Source organism: Pseudoalteromonas sp. M8, from assembly GCF_018141365.1.
In the GTDB taxonomy this organism is placed as follows: domain Bacteria; phylum Pseudomonadota; class Gammaproteobacteria; order Enterobacterales; family Alteromonadaceae; genus Pseudoalteromonas.
Genome location: NZ_CP047239.1, coordinates 91,085 through 107,814, shown reverse-complemented (window position 1 = coordinate 107,814; position 16,730 = coordinate 91,085). Strand labels below are relative to the sequence as shown.

Below are 16,730 nucleotides of genomic sequence, written 5' to 3'. Positions count from 1 at the left end.
ATGAAATTTTCCCATTTTTTCATTAAACGGCCTATTTTTGCGGCGATGATGTCGCTTGTGATATTAATCGCAGGAGCCATTTCCCTTTTTCAGCTTCCCGTTAGTGAGTATCCAGAGGTGGTACCGCCGACGGTTGTGGTATCTGCAACTTACCCCGGTGCAAACCCAAAAGTCATTGCTGAAACCGTTGCAACGCCACTTGAGCAAGAGATCAATGGTGTTGAGAACATGCTGTATATGTTTTCTCAAGCAACCAGTGATGGTCGTTTAACGCTTACCGTGACTTTTGCACTTGGTACTGACTTGGACCGCGCCCAAGTTCAAGTACAAAACCGTGTAAATAGCGCTATTCCAAGATTACCGCAAGAAGTACAACGTTTAGGGGTTGTTGCTGAGAAGGCGTCACCAGATCTCACTATGGTGGTGCACTTGGTATCGCCAAGCGGCTCGCATGATACAAGCTACCTCTCTAACTATGCCGATATTTATGTCAAAGATCAGATAGCGCGCTTGCCGGGAGTTGGTGATGTGAAGCTATTCGGCGGCGGTAAATACGCCTTGCGGATATGGCTAAACCCCGAGCAATTGGCTGAAAGAAACTTAACCGCAAGCGATGTGGTTCGAGCAATCCAACAACAAAACCGCCAAGTAGCAGCTGGCTCTTTGGGTGCTCAACCCACAACGAATGAAAATCAATTCCAAATTCTGTTAAACGTTAAAGGGCGTTTGGTAGATACCAGTGAATTTGACAATATTATTGTTAGCGTATCGAGCGATGGCGCGATCACTAGACTCAAAGACATTGGCCGAGTTGAGCTTGGACAAGATAACTACGCGTTAAGAGCTTTGCTAGATGGAAACGAAGCGGTGGCAATGCCGATTTTCCAGCGTCCTGGTTCTAATGCGATAGAGCTGTCGGATCAGGTGCGTGAAACCATGAAAGAGTTATCGACACGTTTTCCTGAAGGGGTTGAGTACGATATTGTTTATGATCCGACAATTTTTGTTCGTGGCTCAATCGATGCGGTAATTTCAACATTATTAGAAGCCATCGTACTTGTGGTATTAGTCGTTATCTTATTCTTGCAAACATGGCGCGCTTCGATTATTCCGCTGGTAGCGGTGCCTGTATCGTTAGTTGGTACCTTTGCTGCAATGCAGTGGCTTGGTGTTTCTATCAATACTTTGTCGTTGTTTGGTTTGGTACTCGCAATCGGTATCGTGGTTGATGATGCCATTGTCGTGGTTGAAAACGTTGAGCGTAATATTGAAAACGGCCTTGCGCCCTTCGAGGCCACTAAACAAGCGATGTCAGAGGTGACAGGCCCTATTATAGCGATTGCATTGGTGCTTTGTGCGGTGTTCATTCCAACTGCTTTTATTACCGGCTTGTCAGGCCAGTTTTACAAACAGTTTGCCCTCACGATCACAATTTCGACGCTGATCTCGGCATTTAACTCATTAACATTATCACCAGCGCTAGCTGCACTACTATTAAAGCCGCACGGTGCTAAACCAGACAAACTCACAGTGGTGTTAGATAAATTGTTTGGTCAGTGGCTATTCAAACCGTTTAATCGCTTTTTTGATAAGGCAGCTCACGGCTATGTTGGACTGGTAAAAAAACTTATTAGACTGAGCACCATTGTGTTGGTGGTTTATTTAGGGTTAATTTTTGCTACCACTAAGTTGTTTAGCACCATCCCTGGTGGCTTTATTCCACAACAGGACAAACAGTATCTTGTTGCGATTGCCCAACTGCCAGACGCTGCGAGTTTGGATAGAACAGAAGCCGTTGTACGTGAGATGGAACAAATTGCACTACAGACTCCAGGCGTTTTACATTCCGTGTCTTTCCCTGGGCTTTCGGTCAATGGTTTTACAAACAGCCCAAATAGCGGGATTGTATTTGTTGCCCTAGATAAATTTGAAAATCGCACATCGCCAGAGTTGTATGCATCTTCAATCGCTGCCCAGCTTAATCAGAAGTTTGCCATCATAGATGAAGCGTTTGTCGCGGTTTTCCCACCGCCACCAATACAAGGGTTAGGCACCACAGGTGGATTTAAACTGCAAATTGAAGATAGAGCAAACCTTGGCTTTGAGAAGCTATTCTCTGACTTACAAGCAGTGATCGCAAAAGCGCAGCAGCAACCGGAGCTAATGGGACTGTACTCAAGCTTTAGGATCCAAGTACCACAAATGGACATTGATATCGACCGTGAGCAAGCAATGGTACAAGGCGTACCGCTCGAGGAAGTGTTTAATGCATTACAGATCTATTTAGGTTCAATGTACGTCAATGACTTTAACTTATTTGGTCGCACTTATCAGGTTACCGCTCAGGCTGACGCTAATTTTCGGGCAGATCCTGCACAGATTCTGTCTTACAAAGTAAGAAACAACTACGGTCAAATGGTGCCACTTGGCGCGGTACTCAAAGTCACGCCGACAACGGGGCCTGATCGTGTTATGCACTATAACGGGTATCCTACTGCCGAGTTAAATGGCAGCCCTGCGCCCGGATATTCTTCGGATCAAGCGCAAATGGCAATTGAAGCGGTGCTAAACGAAACGCTTAGCGAAGGCATGGCATTTGAGTGGACTGAAGTCACCTATCAGCAGATCCTCGCGGGTAACGTGATGGTGTATATCTTCCCACTGGTTGTACTCTTGGTGTTTATGGTTTTGGCATCGCAATACGAAAGCCTAAAGCTACCATTTGCAATCATCCTCATTGTGCCAATGACCATACTGTCAGCATTAGTAGGGGTGTGGCTAACAGGCGGCGATAATAATATCTTTACCCAGATTGCTCTTATCGTTTTGGTTGCTTTGGCGTGTAAAAATGCAATCCTAATGGTGGAATTTGCCAAAGAAGAGTATGAGCAAGGCAAGACTAATTTGGAGTCAATTGTTGAGGCATGTAAACTACGTTTACGTCCTATTCTGATGACGTCGATTGCCTTTACCGCGGGGGTTGTACCTCTGGTACTTGCAACTGGTGCGGGTGCTGAAATGCGCGAAACCATGGGGATTGCAGTATTCTCAGGAATGATAGGGGTTACCTTATTTGGTCTATTGTTTACGCCTATTTTCTTTATGGCGATGACGAAGCGATTATACACGCCAAAAATACGCGAAGCGCAGAGTACCCCAATACCATTCCAGTAAAAGATTAATAACTTGTAATCATGTTTAAAGGCCCATTGGGCCTTTTTTATGCTGCTTTTTATTGCCTTGTAACCGCACTATTCACCTTAACTTCATCCGTTTACGCTAAATTATCAGATACCGTCTTTTTCTCGCCGGAGTCTGTTTATGAAATCCCAAATTGCCTTTGCTGTTTTAATTAGCGCTGTTCTCAGTGCATGTGGCGAGGACATCTCAAATCGTAAAATTGAGCTTAGTGAAACACTTAGCCGTTATCAATGTGATAATGATTCGGTGATAAAAGTTGACTACAACGACAGTGATAAGGCAACTGTCCATTTTAACGAACAGGTGGTTAAGATGAAGATTGCACGCTCAGCCAGCGGTGCAAAATATCAAGGTGATGGGTTTGTGTGGTGGACAAAAAATGATGAAGGTATGTTGCTTAGACAGGAAGAAGATAAAAACAACCGCATCATCGCACGTTGCGAGATGCGGCCCAATGAAGCCTTAACAGTGAAGGCGCAATCAAACTGATTATAAATGCTCGTCCCAATAGGCAACGTCACTTATATAGAATTAGGATGTCTTATACCGACAACTTTTCAGGTGTAGCTAAAGTACTTTTTACAAACTCAATGGCAGCGCTTACATTAGCAAATAAAACTTGATCTAATGGCTCTGGCATGCCAATTTCTTTGCGCATTTTTTCAATCTGGCTTTTCGCAATTGCCGACTTCAACACATACGCAGCACTAACACAGCCTAACTGCAAACAGCGCTTTGCTGTATTTACCAGTAACTTGTAGGCTTCTGGTGTCGCAGCTATGGCCTTTTCGGAATAACTCACGTAACCCCATGTCGAAGAATGGATCTCGGCTCGACATTGCTCTAATGCCCTAGAAAAATAATGGATCATAGACTCATTAATATTTCCTTCGAAACAGGCAAAGAGGATATTTTGCTCGGCCCAGAGGGTTACTTTCCCGCACCGAGTTTGATAACTATATTTTGACATTAATCCTTATCCGGCTCCTTTCGAAGTGCGGATTATACATCAGCAAGACAAGGTTAAAAAAGAGCAATTGCTACTTTTTTAACCTAAATCGCATATTATGCTTATGGCTCAGCGAGTTGCTGTTTCGCTGCCTCAGATTCTTCTTTTAGGTAGTTGTTAAACGACAAGCCTAAAAACTGCGGTAAAGTTGCGCTAATTGCCAAGGAAGACAAAGTACCAATGAGAATGCCACAACACAACGCCATGGCAAAACTATTAAGTCCCGCGCCGCCTAACCACCATATCGCTAACACTGTTGTGAGCGTCGTTAATGAGGTGATAAGCGTGCGGCTCATTGAATCCTTTATCGCTTGGTCTATGGTATTGCCCACGGGACTGTTTTTCCACTGCTCTTCGAACAAAAGCTCTCTAACTCTGTCACCAATCACAATCGAATCGTTGAGTGAGTAACCAATAATCGCCAGCAGCGCTGCAAGCACGGTTAAGTCAAACTCTACTTGCGTTATTGCAAACAAACCTAGCGTCACAATCACATCATGAAAAAGCGCGATACTTGCGGAGACCGCTAAGCGCCATTCAAATCTAAACGCCAAGTAAATCAATACACTAAGTAACGCGAATATACCAGCAAGGCCACCTTGCTCAATTAACTCATTACCCACCTGTGCACCAAGATAACTGGCGTCTAATACGCTTGCTTGCCATTGTGTTTCAATTCCTTCTATCCACTGTTTGACGTGTGTTTCATCGGTGGACTGAGGGGGTTGGAAAACTCGCCAGCTACCCTCGTTTTGTAGAGAGATTCGCGCATCTTGAACACCAAGCTCAGCTAGCTTGTTTTGCATTTCTGTTTGGCTCGTTTGCTTGGGTAAATCGATAACCGTAACGTAACCGCCGGTAAAGTCTTGGCCTAATACAATGCCTTTTTGAGTGATGGCTATGAGACTTGCAAGGACAAGTAACAATCCAGAAATTAGCCCGACGAATCTTGCCTTTTGCGTTTTACTTGTCATTTTACTTTGCGCCTTTACGTGATTTTGAATAAAGAGATTCTGATAACATACCGGAGACGACCACACCGGCGAAAATACTGGTTACTATGCCCAGCGCCAAAGTGATCGCGAACCCTTTTACTGGTCCATAACCGATACCAAGTAGGATAAGAGCAGTTATCATTGTGGTTAAGTTGGCATCGATAATACTCGACATGGCTTGTTGATAACCTTGCTTTAATGCAGTAACCATCCCAATGCCTTTACGCCTTAATTCGCGAACGCGCTCAAAAATAATCACATTGGTGTCGACGGCCATACCGATAGTCAAAACTAGGCCCGCAATGCCGGGTAAGGTAAGCACAACACCAGGAAGCAGCGACATTAATCCAATCAGGCAAACTAAGTTTACCAGCAATGAGGTAATGGCCGCTGCGCCTAGCTTGCGATACCATACTGCCATAAACAGCAAAGTTAGGCTTAGCCCTAACGCCAAAGCTTTAAAGCCGCTTTCAATATTCTTTTCGCCCAATGAAGGACCAATGGTTTGCTCTTTCACAATGGTGATTGGTGCGTCAAGAGAACCCGCCCGCAACAATAATGCTAACTCTTGCGCGCGTTCCATTGACTGCATATTGGTAATACTGAATCGGGTATTTAATACTTGTTGAATAGTGGCTACTGAAATTACCTCCGTTTTGCGCTTAATCTCTCCTTTTGGATCCGCGTAATATTCGCTGAATACGGTAGCCATTGGTTTACCAACATTGTTTCTAGAAAATCGGTTTATCTTTTCACCGCCTTGAGAAGATAAGAATAGTTGCACTAAAGGCTTTCCGTATTCATCTCTTCCTGCTGTTGCGGACTCTATTTCATCCCCGCCAAAAATGGCAACTGGGTCGACTGAAACCAAAGCGCCAGATTTATCCTTTAATTTTTGACCTCCCATTTCTTGTAATGCATGAAATGAAAGCTTTGCTGTGGCGCCGATAATACGCTTGGCTTGTTCTGGGTCTTGCACGCCAGGTAATTCGATTCGTATATAGTTAGTGCCTTGACGTTGCGTAACTGCTTCTGTGATCCCGAGTTCCTCAATACGCGAACGTAAAGTAGATAGCGCTTGGGTCATTAACTGCTTATCGAACTCTGCTTTTTTCGCTTCGGCAAAACGGAAATTAACTCTCGTTAAACTGCCTTGTTTATGAGTTGTACTGGTAAATTGTGGATAGAGTTCGCGCAGTGTCGCAGTAAGTGCTACGAGTTCATTTTGCCCTTGCGCTTTCGCTATGACCTCAACCTGCTCGCCACTGATAACTTGAGGAATAGATAGGTTACGATAACGATTTTTGATCCGTAGGCTATTGGCTTCGTCTGCGAGTGACTGCAGTTTATTTTGCGCCGCTTGCTCTGTGTCAACCTTGAGTACGAACAACACACCGCCGTCCAAGTCTAGTCCGAGCTTGATAGGTTTGAGTCCAGTGCTTTCTAACCACTGTGGCATCGTTGAAGCACTAACAACCTTAACACTTAGCTTGGAGTGAGACTCAGCCATATAAGCACGCGCTTCGGCGGTTAGCGTGCGGTTTTCAAGTTCAACTAAGTAGCCACCTTGATGAGACTCGATTTGCTTGACTTTGAATCCCTCTCCTTCTAGCTGAGATTTAAGCTCAGGCAGCGATAGAGACACTACCTCGTTACTACTTGCTTGAATTTGAATCAAATTCTTATTGGGATACAAGTTTGGTAGTGCACAAAGGATCAACAAGAACACAATAAGCGCAGTAAAAAAGCGTTTTGCACGCGCGGTTGCTCCACGAGAGGTTGATGGCCTCGTTGGCGAATTTATATCTTTCATATTTTTCTCATTATCTATCTGAGCGATACCGATTTGCTAACGAATACTGGTCATATAGACGTTAGGGGACTGGTATCAAAAACTACTATTTGGGTGCTTTATTGGTATAGATAATGATTAAGAGGCGAAGTTGAGACTGCCTTTGAAGGTTAAGTTTGCCGGCTTACAGTTGTCGATAAAGCCATTATTTGGCCGAGTATCACACATATACCAAGGCACAGGCTTAGGTCTATTGATGTCATAGACTGAGGCCGGTATATATTTTTCTGCTGCAAGCTCAAATACAAGCGCATATTCGGCTTGTTGTTTAGGATGTAGAAAATAACTAGGATGGCTAGTACGCTCGCGTTCCGGCAATAAGCCCTTTTCGTGATGCGTGGTTTCACCACTGAGCTTTATTGGACTTGTAGGGCTTGGCTTACTGGGTAACTGATTGGAGTCAGCGAGGCCCTTTTGGGTGATGTTTTCGAAGCTCGTGCTGTGCGTATCAGAAGTATGGGATAAGTGATTATCAGGCGTTCCTGTCGCGCACGCAGCAGCTACCCATAACAACATGAGTAATGACATAACGGCGAAAAGGTTAAAACGCTTCATGAAAACTGATTAAACAACTTATTAGATAAAATTACGAGATTGGGGCGATAGTAGCAAATTCAAGATAGCGGTATCAATTATAATGAATGTGAGAGGCATAAAAAAACCTCCAACTTGGGAGGTTTTTCTTGTCCAGCGAGTGGATTAAGGATTTACTTGGTCTTTTAGGCCTTTACCTGCTTTGAACGAAGGAATGTTCGCAGCTGGGATTTGGATTTCAGCGCCAGTTTGTGGGTTACGACCAGTACGCGCAGCGCGCTCTTTTACTGAGAATGTGCCAAAACCAACTAAAGCAACAGAACCGCCATCTTTTAGTGTGTTAGTTACTGCGCCAGTAAACGCTTCTAAAGCACGGGTTGCCGCTGCTTTTGAAATCTCTGCGTCTGCCGCCATCTTTTCAACTAGTTGAGCTTTATTCATTATTAGATTCCTATAACTTTATAATTTGCCTAAGCAAAACCTATGTTTATGCATTTTGCGTTTATGTGCAACCCCAAAATTGCGAAATTCGACGAAATATTTATTATTTTATTGCGTTTCGCCCCGGATCCTGTGGGTTTGTAATCAAACGCTATCAATTTGCTGGCAACTGCGCAAGCTTTGTACCCCATAAAATGCGATTAAAACTCACTATCAGGTAGAACCCCACACTCCACAGTGCGCCAAACACTGGCCAAAAAATGTACCAAGGTGTTGAGATAGAAACTACATCAAAGTTAGCTGCACCGAGATAGCTAGGTGGCGCGCAGACCAAAAATACCACTAATAATATCGGCGCTTTGAGCGTTAATAGTTTGCAAAGTGCATTATTTATTGTCAGCACCAATGCTATCCACAAAACCCAAAGCCAAACCGGAAGTAATTCACTACCTTGGTAATTGATGAGCTGAGCTTTGACCGCAATCAATTCAATGCTCATTCCTATGGCGGAACCTATGAGTGCAAGCACCAAATTGAGACGCTTATTTTGGTGCCCTGCGAGCATAACGAGACAGCCTAGCAACATCAACCAAAGCGCGTCTGCTTGAAAAAATAATGCAGCAAACCAAATACTTTGGAAGAGTAGCGCGTTAGTAATCCAATGTTTGAGTACAGACATTGGACTGGTATCTTGGTTTTCTGGCGACTAAATGCACGGCACTGGTTGCTCTTTGTTTAAACGCCCCTTCGCAGTAGCATAAATAAAATTGCCAAAGGCGATAAAAGCGTTCATCGAAACGTTTACCATCAAGCGAAGGCCATGCTTTTTCAAACCGAACACGCCAATCGTATAGCGTTCTGGCATAGTGCAGACCGATATCATGGAGTTCGTGGACAACCATATCGGTGGAATTTACGATTTGCTTGCTCATTTCACTCACGGAAGGAAGACAACCGCCAGGGAAAATATACTGCTGAATGAAATCCGATTGCTTGAGGTAATGTTGATAACGTTGGCAGGCGATGGTAATGGCTTGAATCAGCATCGCGCCAGTCGGTTTCAGCAAGTCGTTGCATTTGGCAAAAAAGCCCGATAAATAAGCATGTCCAACTGCCTCAATCATTTCGATAGACACCAGCTTGTCGTACTGGCCGTCCAATTCGCGGTAATCTTGTTTTAGTAATGTGATGTGCTGCTGCAACCCTTCTTTTTCAATCAGTGCTTTTACGTAGGCATGCTGCTCTTCTGAAATAGTTGTTGTGGTTATATGGCAGCCGTAGTTTTTTGCAGCATAAACCGCAAATGCGCCCCACCCGGTGCCAATCTCAACAACTTTGTCAGCTGCCTGAAGATCCAAACGCTCACAGATTGCGGCTAACTTATGTTGCTGCGCTTCTTCAAGCGATGCTTCCTTTGAGGGATACACTGCACTAGAGTACAGCATTTCTTCACTTAAAAATGATTCATAAAGGTCGTTACCAAGGTCGTAGTGGGCGACAATGTTACGCTTTGCGCCTTGTTTCGAGTTTTTATTTTTAAGATGCTTTATCTTATTCACAATGCCGGAGAAAAATGCAAACTTATTTTCAAAGGCATCCAGCTGAGCTTGGTTTAGGACGAAGATCTCAATCAGTTTGGTTAAATCCGAACAACTCCAGTGACCAAGAATGTAAGATTCACCTGCGCCGACACTGCCTCCGAGTGCAAATAGCTTATACATTTGTGCTGAATGAACATGAATATCAACGCTTAGGCTTGTTTCCGACTCACCAAAACAGTATTTTTGGTCGCCTTCGACAAGTACCACTTTTCCGGTTTCTAAGGTATTCAACGCGCCAAAGACGAGCTTTTTATACACTCTATCGAATGTAGAAAGCGAAATTGATGAGGATATTGTCGTGGTATTTTCCATCTTATACTCTTCCGGGGTGCCCAACAAAAGGCACTTTTTTTAAAAATAACTTCAACGCTTGCCAGTAGATGCCTTTAGCTATGCTCCATGTCATTGCTGGAAACCGCTTAAGCAATTGATTAATATTTGCTTCATTGAGCTCCTGCTTTTTGAGCGTCATCGTGGCATCAAATAGCAATTCGTCACCTTTTCTGTTTTCAATATGGATTAGCGTATTGCTACCGGGTGGCTTCACTTTCCAGTGGTAGTGCATATCCAAATTCATAAAAGGTGATACGTGAAATTGCTTTTTAAAGTTCACTTCTTTACTTAATTCAACTAAATAAAAATGACGCTCGTTCCAAGGCGTATTACTGACCTCAGCGAGCATATGGCTAAAACCAGCCCCCTTCTCGTCTTCAAAAAAGTAGAAATTAACCGGACTGAAGTAAAAGCCTAAACAGCGTATTTGCGCCATTAAATATACTTTTGTTTGTGATGAAACGGGTTTGCCTAGCGAATTTGACTTAGCACGTGCGCGCTCAACTAAGCTTTCGCCTTCTGTGAGGATATAGTCAGCTTGATTGAATTTAAGCAGTTTTAAGCCGGATGTACCAAACTTTGACGAAATACTATTGAGTGCGTCGAGCTCACTTAAATCTAGCCACATCATATACATGGGGTAAGAAAAAGCATGCTTGGCATGAGCGAATCGCCGATGCCGAACTTTTCCCACCAGTATTGCACTGTTCAAAATGAGATACCCAATTGCTCGGCCACATCTACCGCACTTCTCACCCCATCTTCATGAAAGCCGTTGAACCAGTACGCACCACAAAAATAACTATGGTGTTTACCATCGATGTCGGCTTTACGTTTTTGGGCCGCAATGCTGGTGGTATTGAATACCGGATGATGATAGACAAAGCGGCGGATCACTTTGTCTTCAGCTATCCCTTCATCATGATTTAACGTGACACAGTATTGATGTTTAGCGTCAAACCCTTGCAGTATGTTCATTTGGTAGGTGACAACAGCGGCTTTGTCCGTCGCTTCGTTTAATAAATAGTTCCAACTGGCCCACGCCAGCGGACGTTTTGGCAATAAACGGGTGTCAGTGTGCAGCACCACTGAGTTTGCAGTATAAGGAATTGCACCAAGTATCGCTTGTTCATCACTCGATGGGGTATTTAGTAACGCTAAAGCCTGATCGCTATGACATGCAAAGACCACTTTATCGAAGTACTCATTACTACCACCTTTGAAGACGATGGTCACACCAGAGTCATCACGAACTACTGTCTTGATGTCGGCATTAAGCACAATATTGTCTTTAAATTCTGCCACCAATGGTTGAATGTATTCCCTCGAACCACCTGGGATAACATACCATTGAGGGCGATTTGTGATGTCCAAGAGCCCATGGTTGAAGAAAAACTGGACAAAGAATTTAGCTTCAAAGTCGAGCATTTCTTTGATACTGGTTGACCAGATAGCTGCGCCCATCGGCAAGATGTAGTGCAGCTTAAAAAACTCATTAAATTGGTGTTGCTGTAGCAGTTTACCAAGCGTTTCAACACCTCGATAGTCGTCTTTTTCGTATAATGATTTACAAAGATCATTAAAACGCACAATATCCTTTAGCAATCGCCAGAAGGTCGGCCTCAGTAGGTTACGTTTTTGTGCGAATAGCGTGCGGAGTGAATGGCCATTGTACTCAAACTTCGATTGACTGTTGTGAACACTAAAGCTCATTTCGGTTTCTTGGCGACTAACACCAATTTCAGCCAGCAATTTTTCAAACTTTGGATAGGTTCTGTCGTTAAATACGATAAAGCCGGTATCAACCGCGAGCTTTTCACCTTGGTATTCAACATCAATAGTTGCTGTATGCCCGCCAATATAATCATTTTTTTCAAAGACTTTCACGTCATGTTGACGACTTAACAGGTATGCTGCGGTCATACCTGAAATACCGCTTCCAATTATTGCAATCTTAGCCACGGGCTATCCTTTTTGCGAGAGGTAACCACAACGAAAACGGCAGTAACCTGAGAAGTTTTAAAAATAGAGTAAATCTTTTTGGGAAATGTATTTCCTTGCTGCGCTTTTCTATTCCTTTGCTAATGTAACCCACGGCCTCATCGACACTTACAATAAATGGCATCGGAAAGTCGTTTTTATCTGTCAACGGCGTTTCTACAAATCCTGGGTGAACTAAGGTTACATCAATGTCTTTTAATGTTGCTGTCAGGGTGCGCGCTAAATAGCTGACAGCCGCTTTCGACGCACCGTACGCTTCGGCGCGAGGCAAAGGTAAAAATGCACTGCTGGAACTTACGATGCAAAGTTGCCCGCCTGTTTTCATTTTTGGCAGTAAAACGTCTAGGCAGTGGCCGATTGAGATGACGTTGATATGCATTACTCGCTCAAACAAATAGCCGTCAAATTGGTTGGGATTATCGATATACTCACAACCACCTGCGTTGAGGATCACGAGATCCAAGTCGTCAATATCTTTGAAGTTATCTTCTATCTCTTCGCGGTTCGTTAAGTCAAATGCTTTGCTCTTTGCACCTACGCTGCTTTCTAATTTGTCTAACACTTCTTGGTTGCGGCCACAAGCAGTTACTTGATGTGACTGTTTTGCATAAAATTCCGTAAGACCTTTACCTATCCCTGATGTTGCGCCAGTAATTAAGATGTTGCTCATGCCGTGATCCTTTTATCCAATAGACGAATCACACCACCGAGTAGTGGAACGTGGCGATACAGCATTTGCGCACTGTCAAAGTAATCCCGATGTTGCGCCACTTTTTCGCCAATAAAACTTAAACGACTATGACCATCGACTTCTATGACCTTACCGCCATTTAGCTTGGGGTGTTGATAGGACATAGTCCAGTAGATAAAGCTGACGTCATCAACTTGATAGGCGTTCGTAACAAGAAATTCGATTTCAGAGACATTTTCATATAACACCTGAAAATAACTCGTTAGCGCATCAAGTCCTTGAATTTTATGTAAAGGGTCTACGAAACTGATGTCCTCAGTGTAAATTGAAGCCAATTTACCGAGACAGTATTTGTCTATTTCATTATAAATTGCCACGAATCGCTGCATTCTGTGATCCATACCTATTTAAACCTTAAATGCGTCAAGTGCTCTTGCTCTTGCTTCTTTATGATCAACCAGCGGCTCTACATAGTCATCCTTTCCGCCAAATGCCGCTAAATAGTCATGAGGAAAATGAATATGCTTTGCTGGAACATTTTTCAATTCAGGCACATATGTACGAATAAAGGAACCATCGGGATCAAACTTTTCGCTCTGCGTGATGGGATTAAAAATACGAAAATAAGGCTGCGCGTCACACCCCGTACTTGCAGCCCACTGCCAGCCACCATTATTACTGGCAAGGTCGCCATCTATTAACTTTGACATAAAATAGGCTTCGCCTTTACGCCAGTCGATGAGCAAGTGTTTGGTTAAGAAGCTGGCAACAATCATGCGTAGCCGATTGTGCATCCAGCCAGTTTTATTGAGCTGACGCATTGCCGCATCGACAATCGGATAGCCAGTTTGACCATTACACCAGAGCTCAAAAGCTTGGCTGTCGTCACGCCACCTAACCGCGTTATATTTATCATTAAAATTAAAACCTTTACATAAACGCGGGAAAGCGACGATAAGATGGCGATAAAACTCACGCCAAATGAGCTCGTTTACCCAACAAAACTCTGGCTTACTTGGGTTTTCAAGCACTTCAGGGTAATGAAGTTGGATCTCTGCGATGAGCTGCTTGGGTGACACAATGCCTAATGCCAAATATGGGCTGAGCCCCGAAGTTCCTTTGATTGCAGGGAAATCACGGTCATCTTGGTAGTCTGCTAGTTTGTCCTTAATAAAACGATTTACAATCGTGACAACGGCATTATCATCCACTGGCCACTTTTCAGATCCATTGGTCATCTCGAAGAAAGTTGGCTTTTTGAAGTTTGCCTCATGTTGCTTATCTAATGGCCAGCTAGTGAAGTGAAATTGCTGCCCCACAAAACGTTTTAACCATGCTTTTTTAAAGGGGGTAAACACCTTGAACATCTCACCGGAGCCCGTAAGCACAGAACCTGGTTTGGCAACGAGATCGCCATCGAATAATTTTAACGTGATCACAGTTTCACACGCTTCATCGCGCGCCACTTCATTTACTTCATACTCTTTATTTGCATATAAGCAATCAATGCCTTTATCGTCACAAACCACTTGAAGCTGCGCCGGCAGCTCAGCGAATGTGCTCGCTTCAATGATATGTAGCCTAATGCCAAATTCACTAAGCTGGCTGCCAAGCTCAAGTAATCTGCGCTCAAGTAGGTCGAGCTGAATACTGGCTACGTTGTGTGACTGCCACTGTGGCTTGCAATAAAAAAAGAGCGCATCGCGTGCGCCCTCATTCACGGCTTCAATCAAAGCCTCATTGCCGTAAATCCTGAGATCACGGCGAAACCAAAAAGCTGTTTTCATTATTAAATTCCGAATCTTAAACGCAGTTCGTTGGGGTATGGGTCAAAGTACACTTGGCTTTGCAAATACGTTTTAGGATGTACGGTAAGGTGATGCTTGAGCAGGGTCAGCGGTACATATAAAGGTACGATACCTTTGCGATATTGCTCTATTGCGCTGCACATCTCTTGCTTCTCGATGCTCGAAAGCTCATTCTTAAAATACCCCTGTAGATGCGTTAACGTGTTTGCTTGATTTTTGCGATTGGCAGGCTTGCTCAGTGCCGACATCAAACCACTGATGTATTTATGTTTCAGCGTCTCTCTATCAAATTTTTTGCCATCACCAAGTAGACGCCCTAAATCTTTATAGGCTTGGTAATTATGGCTCATCAACAGATATTTGTGCTTGGCGTGGAAATTCGTCAGCTCGTGTAGACCGATGTTTTCCGATTGCGTTAGTTCCTGCCAGCTTTTATAGACAAATACCCGCATTACGAAGTTTTCTCTAAGATGCATGTCATTCAATCTGCCATTTTCCTCGCAAGGCAAAAGCGGATTGTGTTTTATAATTTGCTCAGCAAAAATGCCAATACCCTCAGATGTATTACCTGTTCCTGCTTCGTTATAAACCTTAACACGCTCCATTCCGCAGCTTGGGCTTTTGGCGCAAAACACAAAGCCGGAGAGGCTTTGTGTTTGTGAGGTTGCAACCTTTTCACCAAACTCCTTAAGCTTTGGTGCGACATCTTCTTTACCATCGGGGCGACTAACTTTGATAATGTCGCCTACGCGGATCTGTCTGATAGTTGGTCTTGGAATTGGCATGCCTATCGCAACTTCCGGGCAAAAGCGCACATACTCAACATGTTCGGCGAATTCATCCATACAAAAGTTTGAACGCTTGTGGCCTGAGTCAAATCGCACTTTTTCTCCAGCCAAACACGCGCTAATGCCAATTTTTATTGGTGATGAAAATTTCATTTCGCAACTATTCCTTTAATAAATCAACTTACCAATTGGGTTTAACAGCTTACTTAAGCCTTTATTAAAGTGTAGTGCACTGCTTACCACGGTAAAGCACAGGCAGCCTTCTTTTGTGCGCGGAGAATGATTATGTTTGCCGTCTTGCCAAATAAAGTCGCCCGGTACGTATTCACCAGCCTCATCTGCAAAATCGCCGTCAAGCAACAAGGTTATCTCAAAGCCCGTGTGGGTGTGCTCTGGAATTTCGCCTTCCGCACCAATTTGTAAAAGACTTGAGCGTAAGTCGCCGTCTTCTAGCAATAACCGAGAGCGAGCGATTTTGCCTACACCTGAAAACTTGGTGCGGTCAATATTCGCAATAGCCCGAGGTAACTGAACATCCCTGCCCTGATAGTTAAATGAGGGTTGGATATATTCTTTAACTTCGTCTATTTCGTCATCCAGTGTTATCGCTTGCATCATCGCCTCGAAATCGCTGCTTAGTGAAGAGTCGCTGCCTCCTCCAAGCTGAATATTCGCTTCTTGCGCTTCAAGCTGTTGAGTCTTTTTCTGACAACATGGACACATTTCGACATGTGCTGCAATTGCGACACTGATACTTGCAGGCAAATTACCTTCAACAAATTGGCTTAATAATGAATCATTAGGGTGATGCTTTATCATGCTTGATCTCCCATTTCTGCGCGAAGTTTTTGTAAAGCAAGCCGTAAACGTGACTTAACTGTCCCGACAGGTATATTAAGATGCTCTGCCAATTGTTCTTGAGACATTTCTTGAAAGTACACGCCTTTGACTATGTCTCGTTGTGCTGGCGGCAACTTATTGATGTATTTTTGAATTTGCGCCGTTTGCAAGTGATCTTGAAAACCGTCGTCGTCAGCCTGCGAATCTTGGATTATCGGCCAGATGTCTTCGCTGATGTGTTCTTCTTTATTACTCTTCATTTTACGCAGTGCATCGAATGACGCGTTACGCATTACGGTATAGATCCACGTTGTGGCTGCGCCTTTATCATGATGATAGAGGTGGGCTTTACGCCACACTGACGTCATCGTGTCTTGTACGAGCTCCATCGCTTGGGCGTCATTACCAAATTGTTTCACACCAAAGCGCCTGATTTTTGGCGCAAAGTACTCAAACAAGAAGGCAAAAGCTTTGCGATCTCGTTTTTCTGCAACCTTAACTAAAGCGTCCGATAACGCTTGAGAGGGAGTTTCTTGCACTGCTTTGCGAGTTCCTGACTGAACGTTGCAATCAATAGATTGCTGTTGGCCTAACATAGCTCACCTTCCAATTTATAATTATAAGCTGTAATACGCT

Annotated in this window: 17 protein-coding genes; 2 read left to right on the top strand and 15 right to left on the bottom strand. The window is 43.8% G+C overall.

The features are described 5' to 3' along the window. Positions 1 to 3,174 (top strand): multidrug efflux RND transporter permease subunit, encoded by a 3,174-nt coding sequence (locus GSF13_RS00435; RefSeq protein WP_211865565.1) that lies wholly within the window; start codon positions 1 to 3, stop codon positions 3,172 to 3,174. A gap of 147 nt (positions 3,175 to 3,321) precedes the next feature. Further along, positions 3,322 to 3,690 carry an MliC family protein gene (locus GSF13_RS00430; RefSeq protein WP_010605442.1) on the top strand — a complete coding sequence of 123 codons (369 nt, stop codon included), beginning with the start codon at positions 3,322 to 3,324 and terminating at the stop codon, positions 3,688 to 3,690. A 52-nt stretch (positions 3,691 to 3,742) separates the two neighbouring features. Here GSF13_RS00430 and GSF13_RS00425 read toward each other — a convergent pair whose 3' ends face one another. From GSF13_RS00425 to GSF13_RS00355, 15 genes are all read right to left on the bottom strand, one after another. Further along, complete coding sequence (locus GSF13_RS00425) at positions 3,743 to 4,171, bottom strand: hypothetical protein (protein WP_102058068.1); 429 nt, start codon at positions 4,169 to 4,171, stop codon at positions 3,743 to 3,745. A 101-nt stretch (positions 4,172 to 4,272) separates the two neighbouring features. Continuing rightward, positions 4,273 to 5,184: a protein translocase subunit SecF gene (secF, locus tag GSF13_RS00420; protein ID WP_211865562.1), complete on the bottom strand. Its 912-nt coding sequence runs from the start codon at positions 5,182 to 5,184 to the stop codon at positions 4,273 to 4,275. A gap of 1 nt (position 5,185) precedes the next feature. After that, complete coding sequence (gene secD / locus GSF13_RS00415) at positions 5,186 to 7,018, bottom strand: protein translocase subunit SecD (protein WP_211865561.1); 1,833 nt, start codon at positions 7,016 to 7,018, stop codon at positions 5,186 to 5,188. Positions 7,019 to 7,135: 117 nt separating this feature from the next. Continuing rightward, positions 7,136 to 7,612, bottom strand: coding sequence for a hypothetical protein (locus GSF13_RS00410; RefSeq protein WP_010605446.1), 477 nt, complete (start codon positions 7,610 to 7,612; stop codon positions 7,136 to 7,138). A 144-nt stretch (positions 7,613 to 7,756) separates the two neighbouring features. Continuing rightward, entirely contained in the window at positions 7,757 to 8,032 is a 276-nt protein-coding gene (locus tag GSF13_RS00405) for an HU family DNA-binding protein (RefSeq protein ID WP_010377204.1), read from the bottom strand. A gap of 154 nt (positions 8,033 to 8,186) precedes the next feature. Then, on the bottom strand, positions 8,187 to 8,711 hold the full coding sequence (locus GSF13_RS00400) for a DUF2878 domain-containing protein (RefSeq protein ID WP_206472022.1): 525 nt from the start codon (positions 8,709 to 8,711) through the stop codon (positions 8,187 to 8,189). After that, the gene (locus tag GSF13_RS00395; RefSeq protein ID WP_010605448.1) at positions 8,683 to 9,945 is read right to left on the bottom strand and encodes a cyclopropane-fatty-acyl-phospholipid synthase family protein; all 1,263 of its coding nucleotides are present in this window, start codon (positions 9,943 to 9,945) and stop codon (positions 8,683 to 8,685) included. The genes GSF13_RS00400 and GSF13_RS00395 overlap by 29 nt, the downstream gene beginning before the upstream one ends. Position 9,946: 1 nt before the next feature. Beyond that, entirely contained in the window at positions 9,947 to 10,660 is a 714-nt protein-coding gene (locus GSF13_RS00390) for a DUF1365 domain-containing protein (RefSeq protein ID WP_237116280.1), read from the bottom strand. 14 nt (positions 10,661 to 10,674) lie between these two features. Next, entirely contained in the window at positions 10,675 to 11,928 is a 1,254-nt protein-coding gene (locus tag GSF13_RS00385; protein WP_211865559.1) for an FAD-dependent oxidoreductase, read from the bottom strand. Further along, positions 11,921 to 12,637 (bottom strand): SDR family NAD(P)-dependent oxidoreductase, encoded by a 717-nt coding sequence (locus GSF13_RS00380; protein WP_010605451.1) that lies wholly within the window; start codon positions 12,635 to 12,637, stop codon positions 11,921 to 11,923. The genes GSF13_RS00385 and GSF13_RS00380 overlap by 8 nt, the downstream gene beginning before the upstream one ends. Next, a complete protein-coding gene (locus GSF13_RS00375; protein ID WP_010605452.1) occupies positions 12,634 to 13,047 on the bottom strand; it encodes a nuclear transport factor 2 family protein in 414 nt (137 codons plus the stop codon). The genes GSF13_RS00380 and GSF13_RS00375 overlap by 4 nt, the downstream gene beginning before the upstream one ends. An 18-nt stretch (positions 13,048 to 13,065) precedes the next feature. Then, entirely contained in the window at positions 13,066 to 14,445 is a 1,380-nt protein-coding gene (gene phrB / locus GSF13_RS00370; RefSeq protein WP_211865557.1) for a deoxyribodipyrimidine photo-lyase, read from the bottom strand. 2 nt (positions 14,446 to 14,447) lie between these two features. Continuing rightward, on the bottom strand, positions 14,448 to 15,407 hold the full coding sequence (locus GSF13_RS00365; RefSeq protein ID WP_102058077.1) for a DUF523 and DUF1722 domain-containing protein: 960 nt from the start codon (positions 15,405 to 15,407) through the stop codon (positions 14,448 to 14,450). Between the two features lie 15 nt (positions 15,408 to 15,422). Next, positions 15,423 to 16,073, bottom strand: a complete 651-nt coding sequence (locus GSF13_RS00360) for a ChrR family anti-sigma-E factor (protein WP_010605455.1) — start codon at positions 16,071 to 16,073, stop codon at positions 15,423 to 15,425. Further along, positions 16,070 to 16,690 (bottom strand): sigma-70 family RNA polymerase sigma factor, encoded by a 621-nt coding sequence (locus tag GSF13_RS00355; RefSeq protein WP_039495233.1) that lies wholly within the window; start codon positions 16,688 to 16,690, stop codon positions 16,070 to 16,072. The genes GSF13_RS00360 and GSF13_RS00355 overlap by 4 nt, the downstream gene beginning before the upstream one ends. Positions 16,691 to 16,730: the final 40 nt, after the last annotated feature.